This is a genomic window from Mesorhizobium sp. M0830, assembly GCF_040319965.1.
Taxonomy (GTDB): Bacteria; Pseudomonadota; Alphaproteobacteria; order Rhizobiales; family Rhizobiaceae; genus Mesorhizobium.
On record NZ_JAMYOR010000034.1, the window covers coordinates 36,614 to 51,080 of the forward strand.

Annotated in this window: 14 protein-coding genes; 4 read left to right on the forward strand and 10 right to left on the reverse strand. The window is 62.5% G+C overall.

Features of this window, described 5'->3' with window-relative positions; all coding sequences use genetic code 11:
* Positions 1–18: 18 nt before the first annotated feature.
* The 5 genes from NKI20_RS20065 to NKI20_RS20085 form a co-directional block, all read right to left on the reverse strand.
* Positions 19–1,395 (reverse strand): sensor histidine kinase, encoded by a 1,377-nt coding sequence (locus NKI20_RS20065; RefSeq protein ID WP_352833407.1) that lies wholly within the window; start codon positions 1,393–1,395, stop codon positions 19–21.
* Positions 1,392–2,048 carry a response regulator gene (locus tag NKI20_RS20070; protein WP_352605948.1) on the reverse strand — a complete coding sequence of 219 codons (657 nt, stop codon included), beginning with the start codon at positions 2,046–2,048 and terminating at the stop codon, positions 1,392–1,394. The genes NKI20_RS20065 and NKI20_RS20070 overlap by 4 nt, the downstream gene beginning before the upstream one ends.
* A 388-nt stretch (positions 2,049–2,436) precedes the next feature.
* A complete protein-coding gene (locus tag NKI20_RS20075; protein ID WP_352605946.1) occupies positions 2,437–2,670 on the reverse strand; it encodes a hypothetical protein in 234 nt (77 codons plus the stop codon).
* Positions 2,671–3,047: 377 nt separating this feature from the next.
* The gene (locus NKI20_RS20080) at positions 3,048–3,767 is read right to left on the reverse strand and encodes a phosphatase PAP2 family protein (protein WP_352833410.1); all 720 of its coding nucleotides are present in this window, start codon (positions 3,765–3,767) and stop codon (positions 3,048–3,050) included.
* Between the two features lie 14 nt (positions 3,768–3,781).
* Positions 3,782–4,123: a hypothetical protein gene (locus tag NKI20_RS20085; protein ID WP_031261091.1), complete on the reverse strand. Its 342-nt coding sequence runs from the start codon at positions 4,121–4,123 to the stop codon at positions 3,782–3,784.
* A gap of 173 nt (positions 4,124–4,296) precedes the next feature.
* Between NKI20_RS20085 and NKI20_RS20090 the strand changes: the two genes are divergently transcribed.
* A complete protein-coding gene (locus NKI20_RS20090; protein ID WP_023762225.1) occupies positions 4,297–5,688 on the forward strand; it encodes a sensor histidine kinase in 1,392 nt (463 codons plus the stop codon).
* Entirely contained in the window at positions 5,685–6,341 is a 657-nt protein-coding gene (locus tag NKI20_RS20095) for a LuxR C-terminal-related transcriptional regulator (RefSeq protein ID WP_023762224.1), read from the forward strand. Before NKI20_RS20090 ends, NKI20_RS20095 begins: the two co-directional genes overlap by 4 nt.
* A gap of 75 nt (positions 6,342–6,416) precedes the next feature.
* On the opposite strand, the gene NKI20_RS20100 is transcribed toward NKI20_RS20095, so the two are convergent.
* Together NKI20_RS20100 and NKI20_RS20105 are read right to left on the reverse strand one after the other, a co-directional pair.
* The gene (locus NKI20_RS20100) at positions 6,417–6,905 is read right to left on the reverse strand and encodes a hypothetical protein (protein WP_352833415.1); all 489 of its coding nucleotides are present in this window, start codon (positions 6,903–6,905) and stop codon (positions 6,417–6,419) included.
* 317 nt (positions 6,906–7,222) lie between these two features.
* Positions 7,223–7,705 (reverse strand): hypothetical protein, encoded by a 483-nt coding sequence (locus NKI20_RS20105; protein WP_352833418.1) that lies wholly within the window; start codon positions 7,703–7,705, stop codon positions 7,223–7,225.
* A gap of 295 nt (positions 7,706–8,000) precedes the next feature.
* On the opposite strand from NKI20_RS20105, the gene NKI20_RS20110 reads away from it, so the two are divergent.
* A complete protein-coding gene (locus tag NKI20_RS20110; RefSeq protein WP_352833421.1) occupies positions 8,001–10,004 on the forward strand; it encodes a PhoX family protein in 2,004 nt (667 codons plus the stop codon).
* 130 nt (positions 10,005–10,134) lie between these two features.
* Here NKI20_RS20110 and NKI20_RS20115 read toward each other — a convergent pair whose 3' ends face one another.
* Entirely contained in the window at positions 10,135–11,325 is a 1,191-nt protein-coding gene (locus NKI20_RS20115) for a flavin-containing monooxygenase (protein WP_352833423.1), read from the reverse strand.
* Between the two features lie 356 nt (positions 11,326–11,681).
* Here NKI20_RS20115 and NKI20_RS20120 point away from each other — a divergent pair, with 356 nt between their 5' ends.
* Positions 11,682–12,719 carry a phosphatidylglycerol lysyltransferase domain-containing protein gene (locus tag NKI20_RS20120; RefSeq protein ID WP_352605934.1) on the forward strand — a complete coding sequence of 346 codons (1,038 nt, stop codon included), beginning with the start codon at positions 11,682–11,684 and terminating at the stop codon, positions 12,717–12,719.
* A gap of 31 nt (positions 12,720–12,750) precedes the next feature.
* Here the strand turns inward: NKI20_RS20120 and NKI20_RS20125 are convergent, their stop codons facing one another.
* The gene (locus NKI20_RS20125) at positions 12,751–13,512 is read right to left on the reverse strand and encodes an ABC transporter permease (RefSeq protein WP_352605982.1); all 762 of its coding nucleotides are present in this window, start codon (positions 13,510–13,512) and stop codon (positions 12,751–12,753) included.
* A gap of 14 nt (positions 13,513–13,526) precedes the next feature.
* Positions 13,527–14,453 carry an ABC transporter ATP-binding protein gene (locus NKI20_RS20130; RefSeq protein ID WP_352605932.1) on the reverse strand — a complete coding sequence of 309 codons (927 nt, stop codon included), beginning with the start codon at positions 14,451–14,453 and terminating at the stop codon, positions 13,527–13,529.
* Positions 14,454–14,467: the final 14 nt, after the last annotated feature.

The following is a 14,467-nucleotide window of genomic DNA, read 5'->3' on the forward strand; positions in this document are numbered from 1 at the left end:
ATCAGCAGGGTTGTAACTTCAGGCTTGCGGCAACGTGACCGCGACGTGAAGGCCACCGCCGGGCGAAGGCGTGCTGAGGGCGATGTTCGCGGAAAGACGCTCGACGATGCCCGAGACGATGGCGAGGCCCAGTCCGCTTCCTTCCACCTCGGGCACATTCACGCGATAAAACCGGCGGAATACCGCCTCGCGATGCTGAGGGGCGATGCCTGGGCCGCTGTCGGTGATTGAAAGCGTCCAGGCGCCGGGTTCAGGCGAGATCGAGACCTTGATTTTCCCGCCAGCCGGCGTGTACTTGATCGCATTGTCGATCAGATTGCCTATCAACAGGCGAAGCATGGGTTCGTCCGTTTTGACCTCGGCAGCCTCGTCTCCGTCGAGCGAGACATCATGTCGCTTGAGCGTGATGATCGTGCCGAACTCGGCGATCACCGACGCGGTGACATCATAGAGCCGGACCACTCTCAGCTCGACCGGCTGATGGCTGATGCGCGCCGCCTCCAGCATCTGCTTGACGAGACGGGTGGCCTTGTCGTTGCTGGCCGTCAGGTCGGCGAGGATCGTCTCCCGCTCCGTTTCGCTGTCGGCATGCGCCAGCATCTGCAGCAAAAGCTTTATCCCGGCATGAGGCGTTCGCAGCTGGTGCGCCGCCTGGTCGGCGAAGCGCCTTTCCGCCGTCAGCGACCGGTCGAGCTTGCTGAGCAACTGGTTCACCGACATGCCCAACGGATGCAGGTCGCGCGGCAACGCATCGATCGCGATGACGGAGAGGTCGTCGGGCGAACGGCTGCGGATCTGGCGGACCAGGCCGTGAATGGGTCCCAGGCCGTTGCTGATGCCATACCAAACCAGCAGCCCGATGACCGGCACCAACACCAGCAGCGGAAAGAACAGATTGAGCATGATGTTCGACACCAGCGTGTCGCGAAGGGCTCGCTTTTCGCCGACTTCCACGACGATGCCGGTGTTCGGGATCGGCAGCGAATAGACGAGCCATCGCTCGTTGGCATAATTCAGCTCGGTGAAGCCGGCCCTTTGGACTGGAACGCTCTCGGGGAAGGCGCCGTTGGTAAAGATACGGATCCTGCCGTCCTTCCACAGGCGAAATACGTGCGCGTCGGCATAGTCGTCCGCCTGATCGTTCATGGCGAGCTGGTTGCCCATCGCAAAGTCCATATCCTTGACCTGCCTGGGCGGGTGGTTGCCCGGCTCCTCGATCTGATGTTCCAGCAGCGTCCAGAGCACGTTGGCGTCATTGATCAGCTTGGCGTCGTAGATGTTGTCGATCTCGCGCCTGGCTGAGCGGAAGGCGAGGACCCCGATGACTGCGATGGCGACGAGGATCGTCGGCGTTATCCGCAGAAAGAGCTTCCAGGTAAGGGTCAGGCGCCTCATGGCTCGATCATGTAGCCGACGCCCCGGATGGAGCGGATGAAGTCGGCGCCGAGCTTTCTGCGCAGATTGTAGATGATGACCTCGGTCGTGTTGCTTTCCACCGCGCTGTCGGCGCTGTAGAGCGCGTATTCGATGTCGCTCTTGGTGACGTATTTGCCCGCCCGCTCCATCAGGAGCTTGAGCAGCCGGAATTCCTTGGCGGTCATCGCGATCTGGCCCTCGGCGCCGCGCACTACCATTGCCGCCGGATCCATTTCGATAGGGCCGCTTTTCAGGATGATCTCGGTGCGGCCCTCCCGCCGGCGCATGAGGGCGCGCAACCGTGCCAGCAATTCGTCGAGATCGAACGGCTTCACCAGATAGTCGTCGGCTCCGTTGTCGAGCCCTTCGACCTTCTGCAGGGACGTATCACGGGCGGTAAGCAGAAGAATCGGCACGGCGTTGCGATTCTTCCGCGCCGAGCGCAGGACCTCAATCCCGTTCACCCCAGGCAGGTTGACGTCGAGCACGACCACGTCGAAGGCGAGGTCCTCGAGCCCCGCGATCGCAGCCTCGCCATCCTTCATCCAGTCCACCCCATAGGCATGCTTTTCGAGAGCCTTCTTCAGCGAAGAGCCGAGGATCAAATCGTCCTCAACCAGAAGCAGCCGCATGCGATGCCTTTCCGTTGCGGTGAACCGCCTGAATTCCCGATCCGATTGTGAACCAAGGACGCCATCGCGGCATTTTGCGGGCAAAATCAGGTTACGGGCGGGGCGTCTCGTCACGGTTGCGAGAGCAAGCGAGAGGAGGTCCGGCGATGCGGCCGCGACCGTCAGCTTCGGCCCGCGAAACCCCATGGCCAGAGAAAACGAGGTAAGTACCTGACCATGAGAATGATCACGCACCCACTCTCGACGGCGTCATGCATCACCCGGAGGCTTCGATAATCCGCCATCATCACAGCCTTTGAACGGTCGCCGACCGCGGCAAGAGGCAGGCCCGTGACATGCGTGTTCGCGGGGTGCTCGAAAAAGTGGCCAACCTTCAACCCGCGCGGTTCTACTGATCCGAGAACCTGACGCTTACCCCGTGCTGCCGAAAATAGGCCTGCATCAACTTGCGGCCCGAGCGGTTGTTTTGCGCCAGCTTGGTCGGAACGAACACCGCCTGTTTTGTTCCCTCTCGTGCCAGCGCTGCCTTAAGGCTCGCGATATGTACGTCGAGGTCGGCATTATCCGCCCGGAGCGAGGCATAGATGCGTTCGATCGCTTCGGCCACGGTCAGTTCGCTCACAGGGGTCGTCCTTTGGTTGGTTAGGCGGCGGCGGCTTAGCACAGATTCGCGGCGCCGCCGATACCGATGAGACCGTCAGTGCACAGCGCCCGGGTTTTGCAAGCGACGACGGTGTCGCTCGAAGTGCAAAGATAGATACCAAACCATTGGCGACCGTTGCAGCCTCGCTGGCGCGCTGCTGGTCATCGAGTTCTTAGCGCCCAATCACCAGCAGCCATTTTTCAGGATACTTCCCGAGGATTGCGCGTTAGGGTGTTCCAAACGGGCAGGGGGATAACGCGGTTGGCTATTTTCAAGACCTTCACGACATCGGCATGCTTGCTGTCGGTGGTTTTCCTGCTAACGGGTTGCGGGCATGGGCTGATCAACCGGCTGATCTAGTCTCCGGTCTCCTTGCCGCCGTTCAGGCGCTGCGCGCGCCACCGCTGCCATGCACGGGCAGCGAGCCAGCACAGCATCGCCCAGGCGAAGCCGGCGCACCAGCCGGCCAGCACATCCGACGGCCAGTGCACACCGAGGTAGACGCGGCTGACGCCAACCAGCAGCGTCGTCAACACCGCCAATGACAACACATAGATCTTCGTCGTTCGCCCAGGCAGAAAGCGCGCTGCCAGCGCGCCGAGCGTCAGATACGTCACCGCCGACAGCATGGCGTGGCCGCTCGGAAAAGACAGCGTTGTCTCGTTGGCGAGATGCGAGACGAGTTCAGGGCGGGGCCGGTCGATGCCAGCTTTCAGCAGGCTGGACAGCACCTGACCACCGGCCACCGCCACAAAGACGAAAAGGGCGGTCGCCGGCCTGCGGATAAGCAAGAGATAAAAAATTGCCGCTGCTACGATCAGCACCACGACGCTGCCGCTGCCCAGGCTGGTGATGTCGCGCATCGCCCCCTCCAGGCAGGGCGGACCGATCGGACTGTCGGGCTGGCCTGCCTTGCGGAACGCGAGCAGGATTTCGGTGTCGAAAGCGTGCGGCGTGGCGGCCCGCGCCACCTCGATCAATTCCTCGAGCCCCCACAGGCCGGCGGCGATGACCAGACCGGCCAGAAGCACCGGGAATTCGACACGGTTGAGCAGAGCGTTCGCGGCGTTCTTCATCGGCAATTCGCCCGTTACAATCGGCCTTGTAGATAGGGTCCGAGCGTGATCAGTGCCACGGCTGCGATTGCCAGAATGATGCCGGTGGCCTGCAACGCGTTGACGCGCTCGCCGAAGAAGACCAGCGCGACGGCATTCACTGAAACCAGCTGGATGACTGCCGACAGGCTGAATGACACCGACATGCCGAATTCGCGGATCAGCCGCAGCATGATCAGATTGCCCAAGGAATAGAGCGCCAGCGTCAGCAGGATCTTGCCAAGGCTCGGCGCAAGGCCCCACTGTTTGGCGGCGGTGGCCGCCAGCAGGAAGATGACCGTCGAAAAGCCGAGCTGAAGCAATCCCGAAAGACTCAATGTTTCATCCCCCTCTCGAAGCAGCTCCCGCCGCGTGAGTTCGCGGACGTTGTTTCCGAAGCGTGCCGGGACGTCAAGCGACCTCGACCGAACGTAGGCCTTGGCAACAGCAAGGCGGAAGCCCAATGTATTGAAATCGCCCAGCCTATCGATTGAAGGGCGGTCAGGGGCTCATGATTCGTATTGTTCAAAACTTGGCGCGGCGCTGGAGCGAGCTTTCCCTTGCCCTGCAATTCGTCGTTGCCGGCGGCTTTGGCCTGCTGGCCGTCATGCTGGTGGTGGGAGCCTGGGTGACGGGTCAGATCCGGGATGGCGTCATCCGCAATTCGGCCGCCACGACGGCGCTGTATGTCGACAGCGTGATTGCGCCCCTACTCCCGGACCTGCGCAAGCAGCAGAAGCTCAGCGACTCCGTCAAGCAGGCGCTCGACGAGACGCTTGGCCAGGGCGCGCTCGGCAAGCGCCTCGTATCTTTCAAGCTCTGGAGCCGTGACGGCACAGTTCTCTACGCCAAGGAGACGGCGCTGATCGGCCGCCGCTTCGATCCGAGCGACAATCTGCGTTCCGCCTTCAAAGGCAGTGTCGTCGCAGAATTCAATACGTTCGATGATAGTGAAGGTGAGGAGAAGGCTTCCGGCCTGCCATTGCTGGAGATCTACAATCCCGTGCGCGAGCCGTGGTCCGGCGAGGTGGTGGCGGTCACCGAATTCTATGAGATCGCCGACGACTTCAAAGCCACGCTGGCTTCCGCTTTGTGGTCAAGCTGGCTGATCGTCGCCGGCGCGACGCTGGCGGCCTTCCTGCTCCTGTCGGGCATCGTCCTGCGCGGCAGCCGCACCATCGACGATCAGCGCGGGGCGCTGCGCCGCCAGGTGTCGGAGCTCCAGGGCCTGGTGACGCAGAACAGCGCCTTGCGAGTGCGCGTGCAGCGGGCGTCCCGTCGCGCCACCGCGCTCAACGAAAGGTATTTGCGCCGAATCGGCGCCGATCTGCATGACGGTCCGGCACAACTCGTGGCCCTGGCGGCGCTGCGCATGGATAGTCCGGTGTTTTCCGGCGATGGCCATTCGGGCGAAAGCCGCTCCACCGAGGTCGCGATGATCCGCAAGACACTGGAGGATGCGTTGCGCGAGATACGCGGTATCTGCACCGGCCTCGTCCTGCCGCAGATCGAGACGGCTGCCGCAAACGACATTCTGCGGCTGGCGGTCAACGAACACCAGCTGAGGACGGGAACGTCCGTGACCCTCACGCTGGCCGGACAGTTGCCAGAGCCCGGTGCGTCGGAGAAGATCAGTATCTATCGGTTCGTGCAGGAAGGGCTGAACAACGCCTATCGCCACGCGCGAGGCAAGGATCAGGCGGTGAGTGCCGGAATGAAGGGTGGCAGGCTTTACGTTGAAGTATCGGATGCCGGGCCAGGCTTCGATCCGGCACGGGACGAGGGCCTCGGGCTCGCCGGCCTCAGAGAGCGGGTCGAAAGCATTGGCGGCCAGTTTGAAACCTTGACCGGGCCGCAAGGCACGCGTCTGGTAATCCGTCTATCGGTCGAGGAGCAAGCATGACTGGTGTCATTCGCATCGCCATTGTCGACGATCATCCCCTCTTCCGCGAAGGTGTGACGCGCAGCCTATCGGAGATCGGAGGCTTCGATATGGTTGGCGAGGGTGCCACGGCGCAGGATGCCGAACGCATCGTCTCGACCGTTCGGCCGGACATATTGCTGCTCGATATTTCGATGCCGGGCGGCGGCCTGGCCGCGGTTGCGGGGATCCTCGCCGGCCATCCCGCCCAGAAGATAGTCATGCTGACCGTTTCGGAGGCCAATGCCGATGTGACCATGGCCCTGAATGCAGGGGTGTGCGGCTATGTGCTCAAAGGCATCGGATCGCGCGCGCTTGCCGATATCCTGCGCAGCGTGGCGGCCGGCGAAAGCTATCTTTCGCCGACGCTCTCGGCTCGCCTGCTTTCGGATCTCCAGTCCCAGCATCCGACCAACGGCAATGCGGACCGGCTGCGGCAACTCACGGAACGGCAGACGGAAATTCTGCGGCTGGTGGCGGAGGGGCTAAGCAACAAGGAAGTCGCGTTGCGGCTGGAGCTGCAGGAGAAGACCGTCAAGCATCACATGACCGGGGTGCTGTCGAAACTCAATGTGCGCAACCGCACCGAAGCGGCTTTGATGATGCGTGAGCTGCGCGACCGCAACCAGTCTTAAACCCCCAAACGAGGTCACCTCCGCCGGGGGCGACGGAGGTGACGTGTGAGGCCGGCCGTTGCCTGTTGGTCGGCTTCACAAGGCCTTGAGACGGCCGACGTCGGCTGGTGTGGCCCGGCGGTCGATGATCGTGCGACCGAGCGCATCCTCCATCCTGAAACGACCGTTCTCGAGCTTTTCCGTTATGCCGTCGGGATGCCGGATCGTGATCTTGTTGCCTGTCACGTCGACCTCGTCGCCGGTCGTTGCATTGACATGGCTCGCGCTGTTGCCGTTCTTACCCTTGTTGGCACCCGACTTGCCGGCATTGCCACTGTTGCCATTCCCGCTGCTGCTGCTGCTGTTGCCGCCACTGCTACCGCTATTGCCGCCGCCGCCATTTCCGCCACCGCCGTTTCCACCGCCGCCGCCGTTGCCGCCACCCTTGCCGGCCTGTGCGCTGGCGCCGTAAATCGCGGGTACGGAGCCGTGGAAGGCAATTTGATAGGGAGCGATGGTCAACGCCAGCGCAGCCGCGGATCTAAGCGCAAGCCGGCAACAACGCGTTGTGAGCGATCTGTGCATCCTGATCTCCGTCGATTGAGCCCGGCGCGCCCACCCTCAACGTTGCGGTTGCAACCAACATCGCCGAAAGACGCGGTGCCCGGAAGCGACCTCCGACCGTTGCCGTTGTCACCCAGGACCTTTGCAAGCGCAAGATTGGACTAAAGTCCTAATCGCATGCTATATTAGCTTTGTATGAACGGCGCCGCGATCGCCATCGTCGAGCGGGATACTGGGTTTCCATGATGCCTGACGACGGCAGACGCCGAACATCAAGTCACCTCCGCCGGGGGCGGCGGAGGTGACTGCGAAGCAGGCCGTTGCCTGGGTGGCCTGCCTCACAAAGCCTGAAGACGACTGTAATCGCGCGCCGTCGCTGCACGTTCGACGATCGTTCGGCCGAGCGCATCCTTCATCTCGAAACGGCCGTTCGCGATCTCTTCGGTGGTGCCATCGGGATGCTGTACCTCGATCTTGTTGCGATCCACGTCAACCTTGTCGCCAGTGGCCGCGTTGACGTGATGGCCGGCTCCGCCATCGTTTTGGCTTTTTCCGGTTCCGGAATTGTCGGTGGTGCCATGATCGTTGCTGGCGCCGTCGTCGCCGCCACCAGACCCGGAATTTCCGCTGTTTCCGCTGCCGCTTCCGCCGCTTCCACCAGCGCCACCATCATGTCCGCTATCCTTGGCGTGTGCGGCTGCGGCAATGAGGCCGGGCGCGGAGCCGTTGAAGGCGAGTTGATAGGGGGCGACAGCCAGCGCCAATGCCGATGTTGCTCTCAGAGCCAGCCAACGAAAGCGGGCGGGGGTCGATCCGCGCATCACGGATCCTCCTATACATCAGGCCGATGCCGGCTTTGGCAAGCGGCCGACTATTGCCGGCATAGTGGCCTTGGCATAGGGGGCCCACGACCAATGCCGCGCCGACAGGGACCTTTGCTCGGCCTGAGCAGGACTTTGGTCCCTCGCGTCGCTCGGTTGCGAAAAGGGTCGGCTGGCGGGTCGTGAAATCCGGTGAAAGCGACTGGAGATGTCACGAAAATGTGATCGACCGGCTATAAGGGGTTAAACAGGCAACACGCTCCAGCCATCGCCCAAAGCCAGAGGCAAGTCCTAAATGACCGAAAAACGCTCCCCCGACGCCCGATTCCGCACCAGCCTGCTCGAGGAAAACGACGGCCCCGCAGCCAACCCTACGGACAACCGCACCATGGGCGAGATCATCGCCGCGCGGTTCTCGCGCCGTGGCTTCCTCAAAGGTTCACTGGCCGTCTCGGCCATCGCCGCAACCGTTAGTCCGCTGGCGCTGGTCAGTGCGGACGAGGCCCGGGCCGCAGAAGGCTCCGCCTTCGCGTTCGACGAGTTGGAGGCCGGCATCGACGACAAACACCATGTCGCGCCGGGCTACGATGCCGATGTGTTGTTGCGCTGGGGCGATCCGCTGTTTGCCGATTCGCCGGAGTTCGACCCGACGAAACAGTCGGCGCAGGCTCAGGCGAAACAGTTCGGCTACAACAACGACTATGTCGGCTATCTCCCGATCGACGGTTCGGCCGAACACGGCCTTTTGGTCGTCAACCACGAATACACCAACCCGCATCTGATGTTTCCGGGCGTCGTCAAGATCGTCGACAAGGACGGTAAGAAATCGGCCGAAGTCGCACCGCTCTCGAAGGAGCAGGTCGATGTCGAGATGGCTGCCCACGGCGGCACCATCGTCGAGATACGCAAGGTCTCGGGCAAATGGCAGGTGGTGCGCGACGGCAAGCTCAACCGCCGCATCACCTCCAGCACCGAAATGGCGCTGTCTGGTCCGGTCGCCGGCCACGACCGCGTCAAGACCAACGCCGACCCGTCCGGTACCAAGGTTTTCGGCACATTCAACAACTGCGCCGGCGGCGTCACCCCTTGGGGCACCTATGTGATGGCCGAGGAGAACATCCATGGCTATTTCTCCGGCGACCTGCCGGAGGGCCACAAGGAGGCCGCCAATTACAAGCGCCTTGGCATCCCTGAAGGCGCCTATGAATGGGCCGCCCATTACGATCGTTTCGACCTCGCCAAGGAGCCCAATGAGGCCAACCGCTTCGGCTGGATCGTAGAGGTCGATGTCAACGATCCGACCTCGACGCCGAGGAAGCGCACCGCCATGGGCCGCTTCAAGCACGAGGGCGCCGAATCGATCGTCGCCAAGGACGGTCGCGTTGTCTTCTATCTCGGCGACGACGAGCGCTTCGATTATGTGTACAAATTCGTCACCAAGGCGGCGTTCAATCCCAACGACCATGCCGTCAACAAGGATCTGCTCGACGACGGTACGCTGCATGTCGCCAAGTTCGCCGAGGACGGTTCGGTCGAATGGCTGCCGATCGTCTTCGGGAAGGCGCCGCTGACGACTGAGAACGGCTTCACCAGCCAGGCCGACGTGCTGATCGAGACACGCCGCGCCGCCGACCTGCTCGGCGCCACCAAGATGGACCGCCCCGAGGACATCCAGCCCAATGCCGTCAACGGCAAGGTCTATGTCATGCTGACCAACAATTCGAAGCGCAAGGCCGACCAGGTCAATGCCGCCAATCCGCGCGCCGACAACGCCTTCGGCCACATCATCGAAATATCGGAAGATGGCGGCGATTTCGCCGCCATCAAGGGCAAGTGGGAAGTGCTGCTGAAATGCGGCGATCCCTCCGTCGCCGATGTCGGCGCCACCTTCTCGACGGCGACGACGGCCAATGGCTGGTTCGGCATGCCCGACAATTGCGCGGTCGATTCGGCTGGGCGCCTGTGGGTGGCCACTGACGGCCAGGGCCCGAAAACCACCGGCCGCACAGATGGTCTGTGGGCGGTCGACACCGAAGGCGCGGCGCGGGCGACCTCGAAACTGTTCTTCCGCGTGCCGATCGGCGCCGAAATGTGCGGCCCGCTGTTCGCGCCCGACGACCAGACCGCCTTTGTCGCCGTCCAGCATCCGGGCGACGGCGGCGAGGACTGGGAGCCGTTCGGCCGCCCGTCCTATTACGAGGACCTGTCGACGCGCTGGCCCGACTTCAAACCCGACATGCCGGTACGGCCGGCGGTGGTCGCGATCACCAAACAGGGCGGCGGCAAGATCGCGGTCTGATACTAAAGCGCGTCGCGTCGAAATGGATTCATGCGCCGCGCTTTAGGTCTTTGTTTCCATGCACAATGCCGGAATGGTCGAGGAGGACTTGATGATGGAGGTCGTCGAGTCCCGGCGGCTCGAACCGAAATCAGCGTGAGGCACCGGATGAGGCGCCAGCGGCACCTGCAATCCGTTTGGCGATCGCCTTGGCCAGGATGCCGGCATTGGCGAAACAGCCGCGAATGCTTGGCCGCATGCCGGTGAACCACAGGCCGGGGAATTTCGGATCGGATTGGCCGCCATTGAAGAGAGGAACGCCCTTGCCGTCGAGCACGCCGAGCTTGCCGACCATGGGCTCCAGCCCGGTGCGATAGCCTGTCGCGGCAATGACGATGTCGGGATAGACCAGGCTGCCATTGGCCAGTATGACGCCGTCGCGGGTGAATTCCCGTATGGCCGGCACCACGGTGATCTTGCCCGATTTGATGGCGCTGACGGCGCCGTCGTCGGCGGCGATCGCTGTGTAGTCCGAGGTCAACCGGCTGGCGCCGCCCGAGGGCGCTGGCGGCAGGCCGAATTTGGTCAGGTCGCCGAAGACCAGGCGCTGCGTTGCTGCCATCACCGCATCGGCGATCCGCAACGGCAAGCGCGCCATGAGCGGCGAAAGCCTATGCACGGCGATCTTGCTGATCCGCTTGGGCAGCAAAGCGGGGCCGTTGCGGGCCGACAGCCAGATGGCTGCCGTGGCTATGCCGGTCAGATGATTGAGCGCGTCGAAACCCGAATTGCCGGCGCCTACGACCAGCACTTTTTGGCTCGCATAGCCCTGCGCGTCGCCGAAATCCGCCGAATGGATGATGCGGCCGGCGAAATCCTTCATGCCTTTCCATTCGGGAATGAATGGCAACCTGTCGCGGCCAGTGGCAATGACGACATTGCGCGCAAGGCGCAGTCCGGCGCTGGTCCGCAGCGCCCAATGATCGCCCTTGAAGGTGATCTCTTCGACAGCGACGCCAAACTGCACCGGCAGCTGGTTCTCCCCACTGAAATCATTCATATGGCGGATGACGGCCGTCCTTTGCGGAAAAGCAGGCGTGCCGGGGGGATAGGCAAGGCCGGGCAGCGAAGAGAGATCGCGGTGGGTGTTGAGATGCAACTGCTGGTGCCGCCGGTGCCAGGGCTCGGCCAGCCGGCTTTCCTTTTCCAGGATCGCCGTCGGCACGCCAGCATTCATCAGGGCATGCGCCGCGACCAATCCGGCAACACCGGCGCCGACGACGATTGCCGGCTCGACCGTTATCGGCAGGTCCGCAACCGACCGGATTGTCGTATCAGTCATTCACCCTCGAATCCCCATTCGACCCGTCCTTCCGCATGGCTCGCAGAACACTGTAACCGTTTGACCCCGCGCAGTATCCATACAACAAACTGCTGCCGATTTTCGAGCCATATACGATTTTCGAGCCATCCATTGGGCCGCGGTTGCGCTCTATATGGCATATGCGCGATATCAGCGGTAATCAGGTCGCGGCAATGTGATTGATTCGAGGCCTTGGGGGGCTGGCTGGTCTTTGTCATCCTCACGCGCATGCCCGGAAGGGTTCGATTTTCGAGGTCATGCGCAGAATCAAAGTGTTACAGCACCTTTGCGCGTCTTGAACGCACGGCGCTGTGGCGGCACGCGGAATCTCGGCCATGCCCTCCTTGCGGATCTATTTCGACAAAATCCTCGAGGGCGCCGCGCCCAAGGTGGCGCGGCAGGAGCTGACGCATGTCGAGCGCCTGGCGCTGGTTCGCCGCCATGGCGACTTCTCGCTCGCCTATTCAAGCGCCGTTCAAAACAAGCTTTCCTATTTCGGCGACTCCGACGGCTACATCGCCTTCGGCACCAAGATGAAGCATCATTTCGCACTCGGCGATCCGGTGGCGGCTCCAATGCTGCGGCCCGACTACATCAGACGCTTCGTCGAGACCGGCGGCAGCCCGTGGTTCGTGCAGATCGGCGAGGAGACCGCGCGCGTGCTGGCCGGGCTCGGCTACAAGGTCAATCGGCTCGGCATCGATACCCGCCTCACCCTGCCTGATCATGATTTTTCCGGAAAGCGCAACGAGACCGTGCGCTACTCCGAGCGCTGGCTCTTGAAGAAGGGCTTCTCGTTCGAAGAGGACAAGCGCACGATCCATCTCGACGAGATCGCCCGGCTTTCCGACAACTGGCGCGGCGACCGCATCGTCAAGCGTAGGGAAATGGGCTTTCTCAACCGCCCGTTCGCCGACCATCTGGGCACCGATATGCGCCGTTTCGTCCTGCATGGTCCCAATGGCGAGCTGGTCGCCTTGCTCGACTTCGACCCGTTGTATCGCGACGGCAAGGTCATCGGCTACACCACCGCCTTCAAGCGCAAGCATATCGATGCCTCGCCGCACGCCGAGATCGGCCTGACCAAGTTCGCCGTCGACCGGTTTCGCGAAGAGGGCATATCGGTGGTCACGCTTGGCTTGTCGCCGCTCGTCGACATCGGGCCGAGCGGATTTGCCGAGAGCGATTTCTGGCGCAACACTTTTCAGCGCGCCTACGACTCTGCCTGGGTCAACCGCCGCAGGTTCAACCTGCAAGGCCAGGCGGCGTTCAAGCGCCGCTTCCATGGTGTCGAGGAGCCTGTCTACATCGCCTTCCGCAAGGGGACGCATGTCGAGATGCTGGGGTTGCTGCGGCTGGTCAAGGCGATTTAGACCTGGCTGCGGCACAGGGCACTTTCGCCGCTCAGTTCCTCAGCCGGTAACCGGTCCTGAAGATCCAGGCGACGATCGTTATGCAGATGGCCAGGAAGACGACCGTCATGCCGAGGCTGATGCCGACCGAGACGTCGGACTTGCCGTAAAAGCTCCAGCGGAAGCCGCTGATCAAATAGACGACCGGGTTGAACAGCGTCACCGTGCGCCAGACGCCGGGCAGCATGTTGATCGAATAGAAGCTGCCGCCGAGGAAAGTCAGCGGCGTGATGATCAGCAGCGGAACCAGCTGCAACTGCTCGAAACTCTTGGCCCAGATGCCGATGATGAAGCCGAACAGGCTGAAGGTCACCGCCGTCAGCACCAGGAAGGCGACCATCCAGAACGGGTGCAGGATGGTGAGCGGCACGAACAGCGACGCTGTCGCCAGGATGATAAGGCCGAGGATGATCGACTTCGTCGCGGCACCGCCGACATAGGCGATGACGATCTCCAGATAGGAGACCGGCGCCGACAGCAATTCGTAGATCGAGCCGACGAATTTCGGGAAGTAGATGGCAAAGGAGGCGTTGGAGATCGACTGCGTCAACAGCGACAGCATGATCAGGCCCGGCACGATGAAGGCGCCGTAGCTGATGCCGTCGATCTCGGTGATGCGCGAGCCGATGGCCGAGCCGAAGACGACGAAATACAGCGATGTCGAGATGACCGGCGAGACGATGCTTTGCAGCACGGTGCGGAAGGCACGCGCCATTTCCACACGGTAGATCGCCCATACTGCACGTAGATTCATGGCCGTGGGCAGGTTCATGGCTCTCTTCTCACCAGGTTGACGAAGATCTCCTCGAGCGAACTGTTTTGCGTGTCGATGTCACGGAAATGGATGCCGCCCGCCTCGAGGTCGCGGATGAGCGAGGCGACGCCCGGCCGCTCGGCCTGGTTGTCGTAGGTGTAGGTCAGCTGCCCGCCATCGCCCGACAGCTCCAGCGCGTAGTGCGAGAACGCTTCCGGAATTGCGGGCAGCGGATTGCGCAGTTCAAGCACCAGCCGCTTGCGGCCGAGCTTGCGCATCAGTTCGGCCTTGTTCTCGACGAGGATGATCTCGCCGCGGTTGATGACGCCGACGCGGTCGGCCATCGCCTCGGCTTCCTCGATGTAATGCGTGGTTAGGATGATGGTGACGCCGTCCTCGCGCAGCCGGCGCACCATCGCCCACATGTCCTGGCGCAACTCGACATCGACCCCGGCGGTCGGCTCGTCGAGGAACAGGATCCGCGGCTCATGCGACAGCGCCTTGGCGATCATCAGCCGGCGTTTCATGCCGCCCGACAGGGTGATCGCCTTGGCGTCCTTCTTGTCCCACAGCGACAGGTCGCGCAGCACCTTCTCTACGAAGGCCGCATTGGCCGGCCTGCCGAACAGGCCACGGCTGTAGTTGACCGTCGCCCAGACGCTCTCGAAGGCGTCGATGGTCAGCTCCTGCGGCACCAGCCCTATCAGGCTGCGCGCGGCGCGGTAATCCCTGTTGATGTCGTGACCGTCGACTGTGACGGTGCCCGACGAGCGGTTGACGATGCCGCAAACGATCGAGATCAGGGTTGTCTTGCCGGCGCCGTTGGGCCCAAGCAGCGCAAATATCTCGCCACGCTGGATGTCGAGATTGACCTCCTTGAGCGCGGTGAAACCGGTAGCGTAGGTCTTGGAGACCCCGGAAATAGACAGGATGGAAGACATGGCTGAAAACGGCT